The 23029-nt window shown below is 61.5% G+C and carries 14 protein-coding genes; 9 read left to right on the forward strand and 5 right to left on the reverse strand.

The window, feature by feature from the left end; all coding sequences use genetic code 11:
- Window positions 1-4: 4 nt before the first annotated feature.
- Window positions 5-3283, forward strand: coding sequence for an amidohydrolase family protein (locus ACFPN2_RS05140; RefSeq protein ID WP_380595551.1), 3279 nt, complete (start codon window positions 5-7; stop codon window positions 3281-3283).
- Between the two features lie 134 nt (window positions 3284-3417).
- Window positions 3418-4251 (forward strand): right-handed parallel beta-helix repeat-containing protein, encoded by an 834-nt coding sequence (locus tag ACFPN2_RS05145; RefSeq protein ID WP_380595552.1) that lies wholly within the window; start codon window positions 3418-3420, stop codon window positions 4249-4251.
- Here the strand turns inward: ACFPN2_RS05145 and ACFPN2_RS05150 are convergent.
- Complete coding sequence (locus tag ACFPN2_RS05150; RefSeq protein ID WP_380595553.1) at window positions 4248-5273, reverse strand: LysR substrate-binding domain-containing protein; 1026 nt, start codon at window positions 5271-5273, stop codon at window positions 4248-4250. The genes ACFPN2_RS05145 and ACFPN2_RS05150 overlap by 4 nt on opposite strands.
- A gap of 351 nt (window positions 5274-5624) precedes the next feature.
- Here ACFPN2_RS05150 and ACFPN2_RS05155 point away from each other — a divergent pair, with 351 nt between their 5' ends.
- The 7 genes from ACFPN2_RS05155 (at window position 5625) to ACFPN2_RS05185 (ending at window position 16147) form a co-directional block, all read left to right on the forward strand.
- A complete protein-coding gene (locus ACFPN2_RS05155) occupies window positions 5625-6284 on the forward strand; it encodes a methylamine utilization protein (protein WP_380595554.1) in 660 nt (219 codons plus the stop codon).
- Window positions 6284-7519, forward strand: a complete 1236-nt coding sequence (locus ACFPN2_RS05160; RefSeq protein ID WP_380595555.1) for a hypothetical protein — start codon at window positions 6284-6286, stop codon at window positions 7517-7519. The genes ACFPN2_RS05155 and ACFPN2_RS05160 overlap by 1 nt, the downstream gene beginning before the upstream one ends.
- 166 nt (window positions 7520-7685) lie before the next feature.
- Window positions 7686-9101 carry an amidohydrolase family protein gene (locus ACFPN2_RS05165; RefSeq protein ID WP_380595556.1) on the forward strand — a complete coding sequence of 472 codons (1416 nt, stop codon included), beginning with the start codon at window positions 7686-7688 and terminating at the stop codon, window positions 9099-9101.
- Between the two features lie 3 nt (window positions 9102-9104).
- Entirely contained in the window at window positions 9105-9683 is a 579-nt protein-coding gene (locus tag ACFPN2_RS05170; protein ID WP_380595557.1) for an RNA polymerase sigma factor, read from the forward strand.
- Entirely contained in the window at window positions 9673-10635 is a 963-nt protein-coding gene (locus ACFPN2_RS05175) for a FecR family protein (protein ID WP_380595558.1), read from the forward strand. Before ACFPN2_RS05170 ends, ACFPN2_RS05175 begins: the two co-directional genes overlap by 11 nt.
- Before the next feature lie 73 nt (window positions 10636-10708).
- A complete protein-coding gene (locus ACFPN2_RS05180; RefSeq protein WP_380595559.1) occupies window positions 10709-13930 on the forward strand; it encodes a TonB-dependent receptor domain-containing protein in 3222 nt (1073 codons plus the stop codon).
- A gap of 120 nt (window positions 13931-14050) precedes the next feature.
- Window positions 14051-16147 (forward strand): ATP-binding protein, encoded by a 2097-nt coding sequence (locus tag ACFPN2_RS05185; RefSeq protein ID WP_380595560.1) that lies wholly within the window; start codon window positions 14051-14053, stop codon window positions 16145-16147.
- Between the two features lie 4 nt (window positions 16148-16151).
- Here the strand turns inward: ACFPN2_RS05185 and ACFPN2_RS05190 are convergent, their stop codons facing one another.
- From ACFPN2_RS05190 to ACFPN2_RS05210, 4 genes are all read right to left on the reverse strand, one after another.
- Window positions 16152-17297 carry a glycoside hydrolase family 88/105 protein gene (locus ACFPN2_RS05190; RefSeq protein ID WP_380595561.1) on the reverse strand — a complete coding sequence of 382 codons (1146 nt, stop codon included), beginning with the start codon at window positions 17295-17297 and terminating at the stop codon, window positions 16152-16154.
- A gap of 25 nt (window positions 17298-17322) precedes the next feature.
- Window positions 17323-19857, reverse strand: coding sequence for an HD domain-containing protein (locus ACFPN2_RS05195; RefSeq protein ID WP_465270380.1), 2535 nt, complete (start codon window positions 19855-19857; stop codon window positions 17323-17325).
- Between the two features lie 102 nt (window positions 19858-19959).
- On the reverse strand, window positions 19960-21462 hold the full coding sequence (locus tag ACFPN2_RS05205) for an FAD-dependent monooxygenase (protein WP_380595564.1): 1503 nt from the start codon (window positions 21460-21462) through the stop codon (window positions 19960-19962).
- Window positions 21463-21584: 122 nt separating this feature from the next.
- Window positions 21585-23024: an efflux transporter outer membrane subunit gene (locus ACFPN2_RS05210; protein WP_380595565.1), complete on the reverse strand. Its 1440-nt coding sequence runs from the start codon at window positions 23022-23024 to the stop codon at window positions 21585-21587.
- Between the last annotated feature and the right edge of the window lie 5 nt (window positions 23025-23029).

Raw genomic sequence — 23029 nt, forward strand, 5'->3', positions numbered from 1 at the left:
AACCATGAAAACCATGAATACTTGTTTCAAGCTGCTGTTGTCGCTGCTCGCGGTGCCCGCGTTCGCACAGTCCGATTGGAATGTCGAGAACACCGGTCAGCCCTCCTATGACGTCGAATTCCAGGTCAAGGAAGGCACCTGGATGAGCGTTGCTGTCAGTCCCGACGGTCGGACGCTCGCGTTCGATCTGCTGGGAGATATTTATTCGATGCCGGTGGCGGGCGGCGAAGCCAAGCTGCTGCTCGGTGGGGCGGCCATGCAGCGCAACCCGCGTTTCAGTCCGGATGGCCGTCAACTGCTGTACATCAGCGATGGCGGCGGCAGCGACAACTTCTGGATCTCGAATGCCGACGGTTCCAATCCCCGACAGGTGACGAATGAAACGGTTCGCTTGCTGAGCACGCCCGCCTGGAATGGCGACGGCACGCTGATCGCGGGAGCCTTGCAGTTCGCGACCGAAGACAAACATCACGCGGCCGAGCTGCGCATCTATGACTTGCGTGGCGGCGGCGGGCGGGTGCTCGTCCCTGCGCCGGTCAATGACGAGCCGGTCAACGAGCCGCAGTTCTCGCGCGACGGTCGCTATGTTTACTACACCGAGAAGCGGACTTCACCGAGCAAGTCGCGGACGTATGTGGACGCGAATCACAGCAATCTCGCCGTCATGCGCCGGGACCTCGCGAGCGGTGAGGCTCAGCAACTGATCCGAGGCTTCGGTAGCGCCATCGCTCCACAGCTTTCCCCGAACGACCAGCGCATTGCTTTCGTTCGACGGGTGCGAGAGAAGACGGTGCTGTTCGTTTATGACATCGCCACGGGCAAAGAGCTGCCGGTGTTCGAAGGGCTGGATCGCGACGAGCAGGCCGACTACAGCTGGATCGACGGCTACTACCCGCAGTACGGCTGGTTCCCGGATAACCGGCACGTGGCCATCTGGGGCAAAGGCAAGCTCTGGAAGGTCGACATGGATACGGGCGCGGCGCAGGAGATCCCTTTCAGCGTCCGTTCGCGTCACAAGATCACGGTGCCGCCGCGGTTCTCGCACGACCTCGCGCCGAAATCGATCACGGTCAAAGCGATTCGTCAGCTCGCGTATTCGCCCGACGATCGCGTCGTCGTGTTCAACGCGCTCGGTCGTTTGTGGCGCAAACAGGATGATGCGAAACCGACCCGCCTCACTCGTGCCAGCACGTTCGAGTTTGAGCCGGCATTCTCGCACGACGGCCGCAAGGTCGCGTACGTCGATTGGAACGATGAGAGCGGCAGCCGGCTCATGGTCGTGGGCTCGCAAGGCGGCGCGCCGAAGACTATCTACAGCACCGCGGGCGTATTGCGTACGCCATCATTCTCGCCGGACGGCAGCCGCATCGTGTTCAAGATCGATGAGGGCGATCGTTGTCTCGGCGGTCGTGAAGCTCGCGTCGGCTTGTATTGGATCAATGCCGCCGGCGGTGAAGCCCACTACATCGGGCCGCCGGGCGATGCGCCGATGTTCTCGCCCGATGGGCAGCGCATTTATTACTCCACGAAGAGCTACATCAATCACGCAGTCATCGCTGCGCTGGAGAGTGTGAATCTGGACGGCTTCGATCAGCGCGTTCACGCCAAGACTCTGGACGCGGATACCTCTGAGCCGCGCGTCAGTCCGGACTTGAAGTGGATTGCGTTCCGTCATCGTCAGCAGTACTACGTGACTCGTCATCGCGAGACTGGCGTGCCCGTGACGCTGACGACTGCGAGCGACAGTGCCAATCCCGTCGCGCGGCTCAGTGATATCGGCGGATATGCGCTGCTCTGGTCTGCTGACTCCAAGCGCTTGCATTGGGCGGTTGGCGATCAATTTGTGACGGCAGCTATCGACGCAACCACCGCCGCAGGCGCGAAGCCGAAACTGCAGCGAGTGGCTGCGGGTCTCGAAGCGCCGGTCGATGAGCCCACCGGCGAAGTGGCCTTCACCAACGGTCGCGTCATCACGATGGCGGGCGATCAAGTCATCGAGCGCGGTACGGTCATTGTTCGCGGCAATCGTATCGTCGCGGTCGGTGCGGCGGATCAGGTGACCGTGCCGTCAGGCGCGAAGGTGATCGATGCGGCCGGCAAGACGGTCATGCCGGGCCTGTTCGACATGCACGGTCACATCAACAACTGTTACTACACGTCGTCGGGCTTGATGCCGCAGCGGCAGTCCGCTCGCTACGCCGATCTCGCGTTTGGCGTGACCACCAACTATGACCCCTACAGTCTCGAGCTGCCTGCTTACACGCAGACCGAGATGACGTTGACCGGCGATATGGTCGGGCCGCGTTCCATCGAGTCGGGCTTGATCGCGTTCGGGCGCATCGCCAAGGTCGACAGCGGTTATGTGCCGATCTTCAGCTATCAGGACGCGCAGGATTTCATGGCGCGCAAGAAGGCGCTCGGCGGCACTATCGTCAAGAGCTATCGCCAGCCGATGCGCAGCCAGCGTCAGATGTTGATCAAAGCGGGGCGCGAGGCGGGCGTCATGGTGGACGTGGAGGGTGAGAGTAATTTCTATCTCGACCTCACCGCCGTCATCGATGGCAACACCGATCAGCAGCACAACCTGCCGGTCGCGAACTATTACGACGATGTAGTGCAGCTGTACAAGCACGGTCAGACACCGCATACGCCGACCTTGATCGTGCTCAACGGCGAGCTGCTGGGCGAGAATTTCATTTATCAGAACCAGCGTATGTGGGAAGACCCGAAGGTGCGCACTTTCATCCAGGTGGTCACCAGCGGCTACAGCCCGGTGAGCACGCCGCACTACGCCCCTCCGCACGTGCGAGGCATGACGTCGATCAACGTGGCCGATGAGCTGTGGGATGTGGGCTTCCGCTCCGTATCGCGCTCGGTGAAGAAACTCGACGATGCCGGTGTGATCGTGAACGCGGGCTCGCACGGCCATGTCATCGGCTTGGCTCTGCATTGGGAAATGTGGCTGCTGTCGCAGGGTGGGATGAGCAACATGAGCGTGTTGCGCTCGGCCACTCTGAATGGCGCCCGGACTCACGGGCTGGAGAAACAACTGGGCTCACTGGAGGCGGGCAAGCTGGCCGATATCATTGTGCTCGACAAGAACCCGCTCGAGGATATCCAGAACAGCAACAGCGTGCGTTACACCATGGTCAACGGCCGTCTCTACGATGCGAACACCATGAACGAGATTGGCAACTACAGCAAACCCCGAGGCAAGTTCTTCTGGGAAGCCAACCGCGCGCCGAATAACATCGATTGGGAGAAGTCATGGGCCGAGCAATGAGCACAACGAACAGCCCTTGCTCTTGCTGCGAATCCTCGTCTCGCGCAGACGCGCATCGGCGTCACCGTGAGGGCGCTAACGCGCCTCACGTATACAGTTTGATGTTGGCGCTGGTGGCTGCGTTTGTCTCAGCTGTGTCTGTCTCGGCTGCGTCGGTCTCAGTAGCCAGCGCAGGCGACTCCAGCGCAGCCGGCTTCGGCGCCGCGCGACAGCGCGAGGCGCGCGTCTGGAAGGTTTGCCCGGCGGCAACGACAGCGAGCGACTGCGATTTCAAGGGCGATCAGGCCATCCCGAACGCGGTCGCTCGCGCCAGCAACGGCGACACGATTCAAATCCGTGCGGGGCGGTACACGCCTCGCGCCTATCAGGACGTCCCGTTCCGCGATCTGGTCGTGCGCTCGTTCGTCATCATCGATGACAAGGACATCTCGCTGATCGGCGAGCAAGGCGTCATTCTCGCGGGCAACGATAAGTTACCCATGTCCGCCATCGTCGTGCGCAACGCCGATGTGAGCATCGCTCATCTCGAGATCACTAGCTTCAATTATCAGATCGAGGAGGACAAGATCTACGACGGTCACGGGATCTTTGTCATCGACAGCAAGGCCCGCATCGACGATGTCACCGTCAGCAAGTTTCAGAAGATGGGCCTGACGGGCCGCGGCGACACGCAGCTCGATGTATCGAACCTGCGAGTGCTCGACGGGCACGTCGGCGTGTGGTTGCACGAAAACGCATATCTGCGCCTGCGCAATGCCCTGGTTCGCGGCAACGATTCGAGCGCGATCACGGCCTACGATAACTCCGCCGCACACATCTCCGGCTCGACGGTGGAAGGCAATGCGCGATATGGCTTGTACGCGAATCAGCAAGCGGCAGTCTTCGTGAGCAACACGAAAGTTGCCGGCAACAAGCTTGGCGATGTGAACGCGCTGGCGGACAGTCACATTCGACAGGATCGCCTCTAGCTGCTCGGAGGCGCCAGTTCCGGGTGCTCCTTGGCGATGGTCGCGCTGAGCCAGTGACGGAACTTCTCGATCACGCGTGACTGCCAACGATCGGCCCGCGCGATGAAGTGATAGATGCCCAGCTGCGTGACGAACGCCGGGCGCTGATGGGTGATGTCCACCAGCCGACCGGCGGCGATGTCGTCGGCGGCGATCAGCGAATTGGTCAGCGCGATGCCCCGGCCGAAGCGGGCGCCTTCGAGTGTCAAATGTCCCTGCCACAGGCGCGGGCCCGGCAACTCGCCTTCTTCAGTCACGCCATGGGCTGCGAGCCATCGCAGCCACCCATCCGTATCCTGCTCGTGCAAAAGTTGATGTTTCAATAAATCGCGCGGGTGGCGCACCGGCGGGGCGCTGGAAAGATAAGCCCGGCTCGCGACGGGGATGATCGGGGCACGCGCGACCTCCACGCTCTTCAAATGCGGCGGCACTTGCAGAGGCGCGCGGTAGGAGCCGACGAACCGGATCTCGATATCGGTATCGGCGGAAAGAAATTCGGGGCTGCGATTGGCCGGCTGCAATTCCACATCGAGCCCGGGGTTGGCCTTCTCGAAATCGCCCAGGTGGCCCGACAGCCAGTGCAGGGCGAAGCCGGGCATGCAACGAATATGCAGGCAACGGTGGTCGCCGCGCTTGATCAAGTCGACGGTGGCTCGGGCGATGATGTCGAGCGCGCTGGCGATGTCGCGGTGATAACGGATGCCGTCTTCGGTCAGCACGCTGCCGGCGGCGGTTCGTTGAATCAATTTGGTGCCGGTCCAGTCTTCGATGGCACGCAAATGGCGGCTGACGACCGCGTGATCCCGACATAAGTACTGAGCCGCCTTACGCACGCCTCCTAAACGGGCAATGGCATCGAAGGCTCGCAACGTCTCGAACGGAGGCAAAGCCCGACGCGACAGTAATTGCGTGGTCGGCGCACGCACCCGGAGTTCTTCGTCGTTCATCGAAGCGGCAGCGCTGATACTTGAAACGGTACGCACGGATCACCTCGCCCGGTCGGGGGCAACGAACCTCCATGGAAGTATTTGCGGAGCGTGGCTGGCAGCTGCGTGTCCGTCTGCTGCATGGTGCCGATTCGTCACCTCCCGCGCAAGGTGTCGACAGAGTCACCGGTGGTGAGACGCTGACACCGGTGTTGCGGCTTGGTCAGCGCCGTCGAACACACCCACGCTGGTCGTGTTGTTCGATGATGAGATCGGTAACCATCCGCGCGCACGCAGCAAGGGCATCGACTGGAACGAGGCTTGGGCGGAGCCTTAACCTGGGATATTCCTGCCATTCTGTGCGGTAGGGCATGCTTCCGGCGTAACGCCGGAGGCAGAATCCGCGGCGTGAATCTGCCGCCGCATCGATTCGTGATCGTGCTGCTGGGGCTGGCCCTCGCCGCTCCGGCAGCGTCGGCTAATGAGCTGACCGTCAGTGTTAGCGATATCCAGGGTCGGCCCGCCCGGAATGTGGTTGTCGTGGCAACACCGAAGGTCCCGGTCGGCGCACCGGCGCGGTCGCCCACAATGGTCGAGATGGACCAAGTCGACCGACAATTCTCGCCCTATGTGCTCGCCCTCCAGACCGGCACCCGCGTGCTGTTCTCCAACAACGATTCGGTGGCGCATCAGGTGTATTCCTTCTCGCCGCCCAAGCGCTTCGAGCTCGCCCTGTATCACGGCAAGCCGCGTGAGCCCGTGCTGTTCGACAAGGCGGGCATCGTGACGGTCGGTTGTAACATCCATGACAACATGGTGGGCTACCTCTATGTGACGGATGCGCCCTGGTTCGGCACGACCGGTCGCGACGGCGTCTGGGAGGCGCAAGACATCCCCGCCGGCGAGTACGAACTCCAGGTCTGGACACCGCTACTGCCGCCGCATGAATGGCTGCAGACTCAGAACGTCGCAATCGGTGACGCAGCGGCTCGCGTGTCGTTCAAATTGAAACGCACGTTGCGGCCCGAGCCGGAGCCGATCAAAGACAAGCGAGTGCGAGACTACTGATGCGCCTCTCTTGCCTGGCGCTAGCAATCTCCACGTGGACACTGAGTCAGTCCGCGTTTGCTCAGGACTCGGCGGGGTCGCATGAAATCACCGCGCAGATCGACGTACGCGCGGTCGCGGTCGATTCGCCGCTGGATTCGTTTACCGAAGGCGGCACCGGTCAGTTGCGCTTCGGTCGTGACGACGACGGGATCAGGCTCGGCGCGGTGCTGATCGACGCCGCTGGCGAGCTCATCGACACCGTTCGCTATAACGTCACCGCGAGAGCCACCGGCGACGGCGATCAAAATCCCATCGATCTCACCGAAGCGTATCTGGAGTGGCGGCCCTATCCATCGAGCTCGCTGCGCTGGAAGACCCGAGTGGGCGCGTTCTACGCACCGATCTCTCTGGAGAATCGCACCGTCGGTTGGGACAGCCTGTACAGCATCAGCTCATCGGCCATCAACACGTGGCTCGGCGAAGAGCTGCGGACCATCGGGCTGGAGACGTCGTTGACCGCGCTCGGCGCGACCGCCGGACGCAATTTCGATGTGAGCGTCGTCGGCGCCGCGTATGCCTGGAACGATCCGGCCGGCATTCTGATGTTCCAGCGCGGCTGGGGCATTCACGACCGGCAGACCGCGTTGTTCGGCGAGCTGCCGCGACCCATCATCATGGACCCGACTGTTCCCAACATCGAATTCTTCGACGAAGTCGATCACCGGATTGGCTATTACGCGGGCCTGGAAGCAAAGATTTCCGGCCGGCATGTGCTAAGGGCTCTGCACTACGACAACCGGGGCGACACGTCGAAGCAGGACGCTCGCGAACCGACCTGGCTGACCCGATTCGACGCGTTCGGTGCCCGGTTCGAGTTGCCGCACGCGATCACTGCGATCTCTCAGTACATGCAAGGCGATACTGCGATCGGTCCGAGCGACGACGGTCGTGGCTTGATCATCGTCGACTTCTATTCGTGGTTCGTATTGTTGAGTCAGCAGTACGGGCCGCACCGAATTACTGCACGTTACGACCGCATGGAGACTGAAACTGTGCGTAACGCGCAGTACTTCGACAGCCATCAGGACGCGGACGCGTGGACCGCCGCGTACCTGTTCGATCTGAACGATCACTGTCAGCTCGCCGCCGAAGCCATTCAACTCAGCGGCTCGCTCCGCCAGCGTGCGGAAGTCGGCTTGCCTGCCAGCGCGACCGAGCGTCTGCTCCAGCTGGCTTTTCGGTATAAATACTGAAAACCGCCGCCGTCACGCCCCCGCTTTGCGTGACGCTCAATCTGATTGAGACGAACCGCCCGCGCACTTCCTGCAAGCGACTTGTTCCTTTGTAACAGCGCTTGGCGCCGCGATGCTGGCGACGTATTGTCCCGACGCGGCACAAAAAAGAATCGGGGATCGCGCGTTGTTCAATCGCAGACACATCATGTCGCTGTTGGGACTGGCGGGTGCGGCGGGCGTCGTCGCCAGCAAGTCCGCTGACGCGTCCGAAAGCGCGGCAGGTAATACGGCGCACGAGCTTGCCGAGGCCATCGAGTCGATGCCCGTGCTCGATGTGCACTCTCATGGTTTCCCGGCACTGGCGCCGGTCACCGAAGAGATCTTTCTCGAAACGCTCGCGCTGAGCGCGTGGATGCTGGACGCGTACTTCCCGGCCGAGCCCGGCCAGACTCAAACCGTCTACGAGCAGTGGCGTGCCGCTGGACCGGAAGAGCGAGCACGTCTGGATCACAAGTACGGCATCCAGAAACGCTTCGACGAAGTGGTTTTTCAAATGCGCAGTACCACGTTTGTCGAAGCGCTCACCAAAGAGATGGCGACGTTCTTCCGCTGCAAGCCGACGCTGAAGGATGTGATCGCGGCTCGCAACGAATACACGAAGGGCGATTTCTGGCGGTACGTGAACGACCTGTTCGGCTCCGCGAAGCTGGAAGGCGCGCTGGTGCAAGGCTCGTTGGGTGCGTGGACGATGCCGGAGCCCAAGCAGGCCGATTTCAAACGCAGTCTGCGCATGAAGGTGTACGACGTCGCGACCGCCGGCGCGTACGGCATCATCGACAAAGACATTCCATTCGCGGACCTCGTGTCCGGGAATCGGGAGCAATTGAGGCGTCGGGCGAAAGAACAGGGCGCGGTTGCGTTCAAGTCCGGCATCGTGAAGCAAACCGGTGCTGATGTTGAGCCAGTCACCGCCGCTCAGGCCGAACAAGCGTGGGAGCAGTGGCGCAAGCTGCCGGCCGCCGACAAGACGCGCGTCTGGAATCGCGAATGGCGTCCGGCGTTCTGGAAGACGCTGCAGGACTTCATCGTGTGGGAGACCTGCGCGGTCGCGTATGAGCTCGATATTCCTTTGCACATCCACGCCGGCAATGGCGAAGGGCAAGACAAGATCAGCACCCACTATCCGTACAAGCTGGAAAACGTCGTTCGTTATCCGGTCGACTTTCCGCAGAAGCCGGTGCAGATCGTGCTGTTGCACGCCGGCTTCCCGCATCACACCGAAGCCGCGTACATGTCGCACATCTTCCCGAACGTCTGGTACGACATGTCGGTCATGGCGCCGTTCGTGAATCGCGGCTTGTATCAGCGCCTGTTGGAAACCTTCGAGACCGCGCCGCTCTCGAAAGTCATGTACGGCAGCGACGCCTATCACGTGCCCGAGTTCTTCTACCTGGGCGCGAAGTGGGCGAAGAAGCACGTGGCCAAGGCGCTGGCGGTGCTGGTGGACGATGGCGTGCTGACCAAGGATGATGCCGTGCGCTATGCGCGCATGATCCTGGCGGACAATGCTCGCCGTCTGCACAAACTAAACGGGACGTGAGCTGTGCAAGCGTCGATCGAGGACTGGTTTCGTCGCGAGATTCTGATTCACGAGGCTGCGCTCGTGCGCTTTCTGTCGCGCAACTGGTTCAATCAGAACGACGTGCAAGACATCCGTCACGACATTTATGTGCGCGTCCTGGAAGGCGCTGAGCGTCAGCTGCCGCATTCGCCTCGCGCGTTTCTGTTCGGCGTGGCGCGTCACCTGCTCATCGACCGCGTGCGTCGCGAGCGCATCGTCGCCATCGATCTGTTGGAGGATGTGGATTCGTTAAACGTCCTAATAGACGAGGTCTCGCCGGAGCGTCGCGCCACCGGCCGGGAACAGGTGCAGCGGCTGTCGAAGTTGTTCGACCGCCTGCCGCCGCGTTGCCGGGAAGTGGTGTGGATGAAGCGGGTCGAGGGCCTGTCCCAGAAACAGATCGCCGAGCGGTTGGGAATTGCCGAGGCCACGGTGGAGCGCCATCTGGTCCGCGGCATCGCGTTGCTTGCGAACGCCTTGTATGGCAGCGGCGGGCACTCATCCACGAAGCGAGTCACCGATGAGCCGCTGATTGCTGTCGAGTCCCGACATGGAGAGTAGAGAACAAAGCGAACGCGCCGCCGCCGCCTGGATTGCACGCCGTGACTCCGGAGAGTGGAGCGAGGCGGATGCGACTGCTCTCAATGAGTGGCTGGCGGCATCGCCGAGCCATCGCGTCGCCTATTACCGATTGAACGCGGCGTGGCAGGAAACGGGGCGATTGCAGGCGTTGGTCGGTAACGCCAATCCTCAGCCGGTGCCGAAGCGGCCGCAACTCAGCGACCGACAACTGCGTTGGCGATCGCTTGCGGCCGCGCTCGTGCTCGCCGTCGGCGTCAGTCTCATCGTATTCAAGGCAACGAACGTTCCGCGCGGTACGCATGCCACGGTGGTGGGCGGGCTGCAAAGCGTGCCGATGGTCGACGGCTCTCGCATCCTGCTCAATACCAATAGTCAGGTGTCGATTGCGCTGAGCGAACACGAGCGACGCGTCGAGCTGAAACATGGCGAGGCGTTCTTCGAAGTCGCCAAAGATCCCAACCGTCCTTTCGTCGTCGTCGCCGGCGACAAGCGAATCATCGCTGTCGGTACGGCGTTCTCGGTGCGTCGTGAAGGCGACGAAATGCGACTGATCGTTTCCGAAGGCACGGTGCGCATGGAAACGCCAAGCAAGCACATCAAGCCGCCAGGGCCGTTGAGCGCTGGATCGGTCCTTCGCGCGCGGCACGACGACATGCTGGTCCAAAAAGAAGCATTGGCGGACATCGAACGCTCGCTCAGCTGGCGCAATGGCGTGCTCACGTTCCGAGACACGCCGCTATCGACCGCGGTGACAGAATTCAATCGTTACAACACGCGACCTATCGTCATCGAGGACGATCGGGTCGCGGCCTTGCAGATCGGTGGCATCTTCCGCGCGACGCAGCCGGAAGCCTTCGTTCGTTTGCTCTCGGAAGGCTTTCCGATTCAGGTCGTCATGGAAGACGAACGAATCGTGCTGCGTGCAAATTGACTTGCCGGAAACCCGAGTCCGGATCGACTGATTTTGTATCCGGTCGATAAGAACCGAGTCATGGGGTCGAGGCATGCTGAAAACGTATCGTAGAAACACGTTGATCGCCGTCGCTATCACCGCGGCGCTCACACATTTCAATGTATCGGCGGCGATCGCCGATCAAGTCACGTCCAGTGCACCGCGCGCGATCAATGTTTCCGCAGGCAATCTGCAGGACGCGTTGGAGTCGCTGGGCAAGCAATGCAATGTCGATGTCGTCTATCCGAGCAGGGAGCTGCAGGGTCTGCACACTTCTGGCGTGAGCGGCGTGATGCAGCCGCGCGCCGCGTTCGAGAAGCTGATCGAAGGCACGCGCCTCGTTATCAAAGAGCAGGGCGATGCATTGTTGATCACCGCTCCGGCCCGAGCTACCAGTCGAGTGAGCGATTCGACCGTGTTTCCCGCGCAGCCGATTCGGCTCGCGCAGGCGGGCATGATGAATGCGGCCTTTCAGCAAACATCCTCTGAGACAGTGGCGCCGAGCGACGCTCAATCCGCCTCGTCTGCTCCCATTACTCCCGACAATCTGACGGAGGTCGTGGTCACCGGCTCGCGACTGGTTCGCAAAGACATCGAAGCCGTCAGCCCGGTGGCGATGCTCGGCGAAGTCGAGATCGCGCAGCGCGGTTACATTCGTACCGAAGAAATTCTGATGCATATGCCGCAGCTGCGGACGGAGCAAGACACCTCGGGACGAACGTTCGTCGATCTGCGCGCCCTCGGCTCGCAGCGTACGTTGGTGCTGGTGAACGGCCGTCGCTTGCAAGCGGGCGGTTACGGCAATTCCGCGCCCGATCCGAGCCTGGTGCCGCCGGGCCTGATCAAGAATGTCGAGATTCTCACTGGCGGTGCCTCGTCGGTGTACGGCGCGGACGCCGTCGCCGGCGTCGTCAACTTCGTGATGGACACCGAGTTCGAAGGTCTGAAGATTTCGACCGGCGCGTCCGCGTTCCAGCACGACAACGACAACAAGATGGTGTCGCGTGCGATGGATGCCCGCGGCGAAGAGTGGTACGCCAAAGGCAATTCCTTCGATGGCGAGCAGTACAAGCTGGACATCGCGGCGGGCGGCAAATTCAACGAAGGCCGCGGGCACATCAGCGCGTATATCGGCATCGACAAGAGCTCGCTGTTGCGCATGAGCGCACGTGACTACACCTCTTGCGCGCTCGGCGCCGACGCGACTTGCAGCGGCTCTTTCGAAGCCGGTCGACCCAACTACTATTTCCCCGGCCTGGATGCGGAAGTGACCCTGGCGGACGACGGCACCCTGGCACCGTACGAGGACAACCTCGCGAACTGGGGTAACAATCTGTCGATGCGCCATCCGGCCAAGCGGCTGCGCGCCGGTACGTTCGTCAACTATGAGATCAACGAGCACGCCAAGGCGTATTTCGAAGCGAACTTCATGCGCGCCGAGAATCGTAACTACTACGACGAGACCGCGACGTTCGGCATGCCGGCGACCATTCGCTGCGACAGCCCGATCCTGAGTCCCGCGCAGGCGGCGCAGATCTGCGGCCCGAGTGGCTTGAATCTGGCGCCCACCGGTTCGTTCACCGTCAACCTGTACAAGCGCAACGTCGAAGGCGACGCGCGCTATTGGGACAAGGTGTACAACTCATTCCGCGCCGTCACGGGGGTGAAGGGCGATATCACGTCGAACTGGCGTTACGACGTGTCGTTCCTCTACGGCAACACCAGCAGCTCGGAGCAGGGCACGAATGTGTTTGTTCGCAGCCGGGTGCTGAACGCGGTCAATCTCACGCGCAACGGCGCCGGCAACATCGTTTGCGTGTCCGGCGGTCAGTGCGTGCCGTACATGGTCTTCACGCCGGGTGGCATCACGCAGGAAGCGCTCAACTATCTCACCAGCGATCACTACATCGACGGCGATGCAAGCACGTATGTCACCAACGCGTATGTGGCGGGCGACCTGCCGTTGACGATTCCGTCGGCGGCCAATCCCATCGCATTGGTGCTCGGCACGGAATATCGCAAAGAAACATTCGGTACGTTCTTCGACGACTCGCAGAAGCAGGGCGACATTCTCGGTCGCACGCGGCAGCAGGACACCACGGGCTCGTACGACGTGACCGAGTTCTTCGTCGAGGCCGCAGTGCCGTTGATCGAGAACCTGCCCTGGGTGCAGAACCTGTCGGCGGAGCTCGGCTATCGCTACTCCGACTACAACTTGTCGGGCACCCAGAATACCTGGAAGGCCGGTCTGAACTATCGGCCGATTCAGGAACTGAAACTGCGCGGCGGTTTCAACCGCGCGGTGCGTGCGCCCAACGTGGTCGAGTTGTTCCGTCCGCAGTCGAATGGCCTGTGGAACGGCTCCGATCCTTGTGCCGGTGCCAATCCCGTCTATTCGGCTGAGCAATGCGCACGCACGGGCGTGGATGCGAGTCGCTATGGACAGGTCACGGCCAATCCGGTCGGTCAGTTCAATCAGCTGACCGGCGGCAATCCCGATCTGGAGCCGGAGCAGGCCGATACCATCACCCTCGGCATGGTGATCTCGCCGCTGGATCGCATGAACATCGCGATCGACTACTGGGACATCAAGATCGACGACGTCATCGGTACTGTTGGCGCGTCAACGGCGCTCAATCAGTGCGCTTTGACGGGCGAGGCCTCGCTGTGCAGCCTAATTCATCGTGCGGCCGACGGTAACTTGTGGCTGGATCTGTTGAGCGGCTCGGGCGGCTATATCGCGGCCACCAACGCCAATCTCGGCGCCTGGCACTATCGCGGCGTGGATCTCTCCCTGGATTACGCCATGCCGGTCGGCGCGGGCGATGTGAGGTTCTCGCTCAACGGCAGTCGCTTCTTGAAAAAATTCCAAGAGAATGTGAAAGGAGTGCCGGGCTCGCGCTTCTCCTGCGAAGGCTTGTACAGCAGCAGCTGCGACTTCCCGACGCCGAAGTGGCGCCACACGTTCGGCGCGACCTATGCGTCGGACAGCTTCTGGTCCGCGACTCTCAACTGGCGTTATTACGGCGCGGTCGACAATCCGGCGGTCACGTCGGGGATCGACTCGGGCATCAACGCGCAGAATTTCTTCGACCTCTCGGGCACGTTCTCGGTCGCTGACAACATCAGCATCGTCACGGGTGTGAACAACATCCTCGACAAGGAGCCGCCGCTGGTCAGCCTCAACATTTCGACCAATTACTACAATACGGTCGACGGCTACTACGACATGTTGGGCCGCTTCCTGCACTTGAGCGCCACCGTGAAGTTCTGAGGCTGACAGGGACTTACCGACCTCCTCATGGGGGCCGGAGCCGGCGCTGAGCCGGCTCCGGCCCGTTTCTATGCCGTGTGTACTTGCATGGTTGGCATGTAAATGGCATATGGGACGGCAATGCGAGAAGTGCCGCCCCAGACCGCACCCTACGAATTCCTGCTGGCGTTGAATCAAGCCATCCACCCCCTGGTGGATGCGGCTGAGATCACGCTGACAGCGTCCCGCCTCGTCAGTGAATATCTGAAGGTCAGCCGCTGCGCCTATGCGAGCATGGCGCGCGATCAGGACTCCTTCGAAATCACCTGCGACTACAGCGACGGCGTGCCGCACTTCACTGGCCGGCATCGCTTGAGCGAATTCGGCGCCGGGTTTGTACACCTGATCCGCTCGGGACAGACGTTTGTGATGGAGGACTCCGAGACCGATCCGCGCACGCAGAGCGTTCTCGATAACTATCGTCAGGCGCAGATCCGCTCCGGGATCGGTGTGCCGCTGATCAAAGCGGGGCATCTGTGCGCCATCATGTCCATTCATCACAACCAGCCGCGACGTTGGCGACAGGAAGAGGTCGAGCTGTTGCAGCTGGTCGCGAGCCGGTGCTGGGAATCGATCGAGCGGGCACGTGTTTCCCGTGAGCTGCAGGAACTCAATGAGTCGCTCTCACGCGAGGTGCAGTCGCGCACTGAAGAGATGACTCGCAGCGAGCGACAGTTCGCTCAGCTGGTCGCGGGCGTCACGGATTGTGCGATTTACATGCTCGACACCAACGGTTTTGTCTCTTCGTGGAATCCCGGCGCCGAGCGCATCAAGGGCTACACCGAACAGGAGATCATCGGCCGTCATTTCTCGCAGTTCTATACCGTCGAGGATCGCGCCATCGGGCTGCCGGAGCGCTCGCTCAGCCTGGTCGCGACCAAGGGCAAGTTCGAAGGCGAGGGCTGGCGCATGCGCAAAGATGGCTCGCGCTTCTGGGCCAGCGTGCTGATCGACCCGATCTACGGGCCCGATCACCAAGTCGTGGGCTACGCGAAGATCACGCGCGATATGACCGAGCGACGGTTGATTCAGGAGCAGCTCAATCAGGCGCAGAAGATGGAAGCGATCGGCCAGCTCACCGGCGGCGTCGCGCATGACTTCAACAATCTGCTCACGGTGATCCTGGGAAATCTGGATGTCGTGCAACGGCGTGCGTCGCCGGATGACGAAAGATTGCGACGCGCGATCGAGCATGCGACGCGGGGGGCGGAGCGTGCCGCGGCCTTGACTCATCAGCTGCTCGCATTCGCTCGCCGGCAGCCGCTGAATCCGAAGCCCACCGGTGTGAATGAGCTGGTCACGACGCTGCTCGAGCTGATTCGTCGCACCTTGCCCGAAGCGATCGCCGTGCAATCGCGACTCAGCGCCGGCGTCGGTCAGGTGAGCGTCGATCCGAATCAGATGGAAAGCGCGCTGTTGAATCTGGCGGTGAATGCGCGCGACGCGATGTCCGGCAAAGGCACGCTGACCATTGCGACCGAGCTGGTGGATGTCAACGAGGATGAGGCGCTGCGTCTCGGCGATCTGGCGCCCGGCCCACATGCGGTGATCAGTGTGGCCGATACAGGTGTCGGCATGTCCGCTGAAGTGACCGCGCGTGCTTTCGATCCCTTCTTCACCACCAAGCCCATCGGGCAGGGCACCGGACTGGGCTTGAGTCAGGTGTTCGGCTTCGTGCAGCAATCCGGCGGCACGGTGAAGCTGCAAAGCGAGCCCGGGCAAGGCACGACGGTGAAAGTGTATCTGCCTCGCGTCGATGCGTTGGCGGTGCCCCGGTCCGAACGGGATGGCGATGAGGTGCCGCGGGGTCACAGCAACGAGACCGTGCTCGTCGTCGAAGACGAGGACGATGTGCGAGCTTACAGCATCGAATGTTTGGAGGAGCTGGGCTTCTCGGTGCTGCACTCGTCCGATGGCCCGACAGCATTGCGGATGATTGCCGATCATCCGGAGATTCGTTTGCTGTTCACCGATGTGGGCCTGCCCGACATGAATGGCCGCGAGCTCGCTCAGGAAGCGCGCCGGCTGCGTCCCGAGCTACCGGTGTTGTTTACCACCGGCTACGCGCAGGACGCGATGTTTCAACAGGGCAAGCTCGAGCGCAACGCCGAGTTGCTGACCAAACCGTTCAATCGCACGCAGTTGGCGATACGCGTGCGACATCTGCTCGATGCTTGAGCTGCTATCGATATAAGTCGAGAACCGCCGAGCCTGCCAGCAACAATGCGCCGACGCCGTAGAACTGCGTGTCCGACTGCGCGACTTGCTCCGGCCGATCGCTCACTTGTTGTACCCATCCAAGCCGCCCGTCCGCGTCCACTGCTTTTTCTAACGCCTGCCAACCGCGTAGCACCGAGGGCTCATACGTGGCGCGATCGAGCAGGCCGGCGTTGATGCCCCACGCCAGGCCGTAAACGAAAAAGCCCGTGCCGCTCGACTCGGGCGGCGCGTTTTCCGGGGCGAGCAGCGATGTGGGCCAATAGCCGTCCGGCTTCTGCAACGTTTGTATCTTCGCCGCCATTTCCTTGAACAGCGCTTCGTAAACAGGACGCGTCGGATCGTTCTTTGGCAAGACTGTGAGCACTCGCGCGACGCCCGCAAATACCCAACCGTTGCCGCGACTCCAGAACAGCTTGCGACCTTTCGAGTCGCGCTTCTCGAAGAACCGGCTGTCACGATAGAACAGATGTTCCTCGCGGTCGTAGAGATAGTCCTGCGTCGCCTTCCACTCCTTGTGGGCGAACTCCGCGTACCGCGGATCTTTGGTAATCCTTGTCAGCTCGACCCATAGCGGCGGCGCCATGAACAACGCATCACACCAGCACCACCGATCCCAACACTGCGCCTCCCCACGCGCGTCGAGATCATTCGTCGGCGGCGCCGCCATGATCGCGTCGAGCCTTCTTCGCGTCGGCCCAATGGCCTCCGGCCCGGCGCCGTGGGCCGATGCCCAAAGATAACTTTGACCGATCGCCTGATCGTCAGCGTGATACGTCCTCTCGCCGAGTCGCCACTTCTGACTGCGCCCGTGACTCAGGATGGCTTCCTTGAATCGCTCCGCTTTGCTTCGCTCGGCCAGCGCCGTCAGTCCGATATAAAACGCACCTTGCTGCCAGCTGCGAGGATTTCGTGTTTCCTCGCGCATGACCTTCAATGTGTTGACGGGCTCGAGGTGGGCGAGCTGCCAGTCGGCGGCGCGTTCGAGGAGGGGGAGGATGGTGGTGCGGTCGATGGGCTTGGTGTCCGCTGCCGCGAGGCTCGTCGCTACTATCAGTAGCCAGCCGAGCAAAGTGGAGATCGCGCGGGTCAAGCGGGGTAAGGGCTTCATGCGGCTCGTCCTTGAGTTGTCGAGGTCAGGAGGCTCGTCGTGTGTATCGCATTACCTCTCTCACGATCTCTATTCCATTCACTTCCCCGATGACAGCTTCCTCGTCCTTCCAGCGATCGAAGCCCCGCCACGCGGTTTTCAAAGCGCTCTCGACTCGTCTGACATAGTTGATTTCTGCAAGGCCCAATGATTCCGTCAGCTCGTCGGTGTCGATTGGAATGAACACGATGCCGTCGCGTAGCTCGAGGTGCTCGGCGAACTTGTCGGCCGAGATATCGTCGCTGGATTCATCATGATCCAGTTCGCCGCACACCAGCAATTCCGTGTATGACGCCAGTCGTTCCGTGAGTTGCCCTTTGGTCAGCGTCGCGCCATCGAGCCGATAAAGCGGCAAATCGTGATCGCGAATCAGGGGGTGGATGCGTGCCAGAACTTCCAGATCCGGGTGCCCGGTAGAGTCGATCCACTGCTTTGCGCAGCGTTTCCAAGCACTGGCAGACGCAACAGGTACGGATGTGTTACGCGCCAGGTCGCTGTTGTTATGGGCCAAAGTGACGCCGACAAAGCCGGACAGTGATCCGCTGCTGATGCCGCGGTGTGTCGTGATGCCGTGGGCGAAATAGCCTTTGACGTATCCCACGCGACCGACCAGCAGTCCCGAATCTTCCCGTAGATCGATGAGTGGGCAGTTCAATGGCACTCCGGCGGCAGTACTGGGATATAGCCGCAATAGGAGTTCGTCGGATTCGAGCGTCTGCCAATCATTGGGTTTCACTACAGTGACTTCCGTGCTATCGATTCGCGCTCCAACAGTGATATCCAGTGTTGGGCAAAGGCTGGCAACGACTCGCGTGAAACGGGCGAACTCAGTGATGTCCTCGTCAGATTCGTCGAGATAGAACAAATCAGGATGGTCGGAAAAAGGATCGTGCCCGGACGCAAAGAGGACATTCTCCAGGGTGCGATCATCGATCATGACGGAAACTTTCGTGCCTGATCGAAGCAATTCTTCGGACGATGCTGGCCGCCGCAGCGTCGGACGATCTCCCAGTCCATTATCGAATTCCAACAACCACTGATCGCTGGCATCGTCTGCGGCCCTGCGGTATCGACGGGTAGTGACCTTGACTCGCTTGCCGAGCATGAAAACGGAATAGAAGCCGATTCCGAAGCGGCCGACGGCATTGAACTCCTGCGACGCCAATCCGGGAATTTCGGAGAGCAAGCTGTCGCTACTCCAAAGCGAGTTACCAAAATCCAGCAACACTTCGGTCAGCACAAAGCGGCTCATGCCTATGCCGGTGTCCGTTACATGCAACCAGGTGCTATCCGCGTCACGCGATAGAGCGACTTCGATCTTTCCTTCGTGTTGATCGATGCCGCCCAAGGCGCGCAACGCTCGCACTGCATCCGCGGCATTCTGTATGAGCTCGCGCAGCGCTACGTCGGGGTGGTCGCCATAGAGTGCCGCTCCTCCCAGATTGGCGATGACCTTGGCGACATTGCCGATCTTCGGTGCGACGTTGACCGGCTCCCAGCCGGAGGTTCGAACGTTGGTCGCGAATGCTTCCGGAGTGGCGATGTGCTCCACCGCGCGGGCGGCGAAAGTCGGGCGGGCTGCATCGCGCATGTATGATTCTGCGGCTCGCAACTCGCGATCGATCATGGATGCCGTTTCATAGGCGAGCCACCAAGCTTGCTGTTCGTTCGTGGCGAAAGAGCTGCCTGACGATAAGCGCAGTTCACCGCGCTCGGTCCGCGTCGGCTGGCCGAGTTTGGCCTGGAAGAGCCAATGGGACTGGGAAATCCCTTCGGGCTGGCGCAAAGCGAACAGGAACCACGGCGCACGTTGGCTATCGATGTGAGCGGCATCGGCGGTCCGAAGGAGGAATGCGACTTTGAGTGCGTCGACGCGCCAGTTCGCCGGTGCGAGAAAGGGCGGGGCATTCACAGGTCGATGCTCGAATGTCTCGGCCACGCGGTGGGCAGGCCAGTGATGGCTCTCGGCGATCTCACCTATCAGATCGCCGTAGTAAGCGCGCAAGTCATGATGCTCGAGCAGGTGCAATCGTTCGCCGGTGCTCGGCACTTTCCAGCTGAGTTTCGGCAGGTTGCGAGCTTGTTTCGAGTGCAGATGCCGTAGCACCTGAAACAACGCCAGTCGTTCTTCGGGCGATCCCGCCGCGGGCTCGACCCCTTTGAAACGTTGGGCAATGAGATCCCGCCAATCGATGGTTTTCTTGATGCCCGCCAGGCCCTCGTCATACGCCATCAGGACATGCGCTGCGTCGTGCAGGAGGAAGGCGCCACCCAATACAAAGGCTTCGGCGGGATTCAGCTCGTAGTCTGGTCCGGCGATTTCATCGGCCACCCGCCACAGCGCATCGAGATGAGTGATGTCGTGAACGGTCAGCTGCGGGAGGAGCGCGCCAATCTCGCCGACGAGTTGTGCGGTGCGCTCTCGGAACGACAGGAAGGCCTGTCGCAGAATTTCGCGGGGTTGATTGAAACCGTCGCGTCGATCGGCCAGGGTGCGTTTCCACAGCGAATATCGGTCCATTTCCGTCGACAAGGTGCGCTCCTCATCTTTGTGATTGCAGCTCCCAGGGATGATTATCTATATAAAACGGGTTGTCACAAACTCTTCGATAGAAAGTGTTCGCTATGGCGAACATATTTCTGTCCGGCAGTGGCCGGATATCACGGTCGGCGGTCCAAACCAACGGATTAGAGCCTGAGTAAGCCCCCTCCCGATCTGATCCCCAACCCAGGCTACATGGCCATCGGGCCGGATCAACACGGCACCAGGTGCGTCGACGACGCCGAGTGCCGGAAGCTCCCATGGGTCGGAGCATTTGGCGTCGATCATCTGAACCCGATCGGTCCAGGGTGCGATATCGAAGCAGCCCGGCTCACCAAAGTTGACGAGCACCGGTCGCGCCTCGTGGAGCAGGGAGAACACTCGAACCGTGCCGTTCGCGGTGATCAAGTCGAGGTCGGGCATGCGGCGGCCGAGAAGGGGATGTTTGTTATCGGCGGCGCCGAAGTCGTAGCAAACGTCCAGCCCAGATATCTCGGCGACTATTCGTTTACGCGGCTCGTCCATGGCGAGGAATTCGGAAACGAAATAGCCGACTGCTTTGGTGCGCTCGTCCTGGCGACGAAGTGAGGTTTGCGCCATCGTATTCCGGAGCACACGGGCCGCGACCGGATGGCGCTCGGCATGGTAGGTATCGAGCAGGCCCTCAGGTGATGTTTGTTTGATGACCTGAGCGAGCTTCCATCCCAGATTGACCGCATCCTGCACCCCGATGTTGAGACCTTGTCCGCCCACCGGTGGATGCACGTGCGCGGCGTCGCCGGCCAGCAGGACGCGGCGGTCGCGATAGGTCGCGGCCTGGCGAGTCATGTCGGTGAATCGTGAGATCCAGGTGGGACTGTGGATTCCATAGTCTGTTCCGTAGATGGCGATCAGCGCCTCGCTCACATCGCGCAGTGTCGGTTCGCTCGCGGGGCCCACCTGCCTTTCGGTTAACACGAGTCGCGCCTGACCGTCCTCCAGCTTGCCGATGCCGTGGCTGCCTGCGGCGTCATGACGGAAACCTAATTCGGGTTCCTCGGCCGTCTGGGCTTCGGCGATCAACCAACTCGTCGTCGGATCCCAGCCGGGAAACTCGATGCCCGCTCCTTTACGAACGACGCTGCGGCCGCCGTCGCAGCCCACGAGATACTCCGTTCGCATCGTGGTGCCGTTGACAAGAACGACGTCGACGCCAGAGTCGTCCTGTGAGAAGCCAGCGACTTCACGGCCGCGATAGACAGTCACTCCCAGCTCTTCGATCCAGCCGGTGAGGTTCCGCTCGATATGGCTCTGCCACAGGCCGAGCACGTAGTTGTGGCGGGTGGGAAAGTCGCTGATGTCCAGGGGAACATGGAAGTGCAGAACTTTATGCAACGTTCCCTGCGAGATGAAACGGTCGGCAATGCCCCGTTGATCGAGCACTTCGATCGTCCGCGAATGCAGGCCGCCGGCGCGTGAGCCCACGATTTCAGGGCTTACACGCCGCTCAACTATTGCAACATCGACGCCGGCCAACGCCAGCTCGCCCGCCAGCATCATTCCCGTCGGGCCTGCGCCGACGATCGTTACAGAATGTTTGCTCATCGCCACCTCCGGGTTACCAGGGTGGGCGATGCTGGGACAAGGCCCGGGGCTTACAGCAAGTCCCCCGGTCCCGTATACTCTGGAAGTGGCCAGGGAGGGGTTTCCCCTCCGTTAATTCTTCCTCACTGCGGCCACCCGCCCCCGAGCGCCTTATAGACCGCGACCAGCTGCGTCCCCAGCTGAATGTTGCTCTGGCTGTAGGCGCGTTCCGTTTGCAATAACGTGCGTCGTGCTTCGAGTTCGCCGAGATAGTTGATCATGCCGTGGTTGTAGCGGACGCGAGCGATGTCATAGGCATCGCGACTCGCGGCGAGCGCGCTCGAGAGTTCGCGATTGTGTTCCTGCTCGGCGCTGTAGCCGCTCAACGCAGTTTCGATTTCGTGCCACGCGCGTAACACCGTTTGTTGATACGACACGGCGGCCTGCTGTTGATCGAGCTTGCGAACTTCGACGACTGCGCGGCGGCGGCCGCCGTCGAAGATGGGCAGGCTGATGCTCGGGCCGACGGACCACTGTCTCGCGCCCCAATCGCCGATGTCCGAGGCGCGCAGTGATTCCTGCACGAAGCTGCCTGTCAGTGTGAAGCGCGGATAGAGATCGGCGACGGCAATGCCGATCTCCGCCGTGGCCGCATGCAACTGCGCTTCAGCTCGTTGAATATCAGGACGGCGTCGTGCGACTTCCGAAGGCACGCCGCCCGCAACGGCGGGTGGCAATGTGAACGTCGGCGGCGCGGCGGCGAGTTGCGTGTCGAGCGAGCCGGGCGGCTCATTGAGCAGCACGGCCAGTGCGCTCAGCAGCTGGGTTTCCTGTTGTTTCAATTGCGGCAGCGTCGATCTCGCATCGGCGAGGCGGGCGCGCTGAGTGGCGAGATCGAGTTGATCGACCAGACCGCCTTTGACTCGATACTCGGTCAGCTCCACCAGATCCTGGCTCGCAGCTGCATCCGCAGTCGCAATCCGCAATTGATCCTGGGCGCCGCGCAATTCCAGATAGCCGCGCACGACTTCGCCAATGAGAGAGAGTTGAGCGTCGCGCAGATCCTGTTCGCTCGCGCGCACATTGGCGTCCGACGCCTCCACGGTACGGCGAAGGCGGCCCCACAAATCCAGCTCCCAGCCGACATCGAAGCCGGCCTGAAACACGCTGAACGGTTCGCTGAGCACATCGACGATCTGATCGCGCTCGCCGGCAGGGGCGATCAAGTCAATCATTCGCGTGGCGGTGCCGAGTTCGCTCTGTCGTTCGCGTAGATAGGCGGCTTTGGCATTCACGTTCGGCCAGAACGCGCCCGAATCGGCGTTACGCAATACGCGACTCTGAGCGACTCGTAACATCGCGAGCTGCACGTTGGCGTTGTTCTTGAGTGCACGTTCGACGAGATCGTCGAGGGTTGCGTCGTGGAATTGTTTCCACCACGTTTGCTCGATCGCGTCGCTCGTGACGGCCGCGTCGCGCCAGTGCTCCGGCAACGCGGGCTCCGGCGCTTTGAAATCAGGGCCGACGGCACACCCGCCGAGCAGCGCCGAACCGATGGCAATCCAGAGGATCTTGCTTCGCATGACGC

The sequence above is a fragment of the Steroidobacter flavus genome (assembly GCF_042651805.1).
In the GTDB taxonomy this organism is placed as follows: Bacteria; Pseudomonadota; Gammaproteobacteria; order Steroidobacterales; family Steroidobacteraceae; genus Steroidobacter; species Steroidobacter flavus.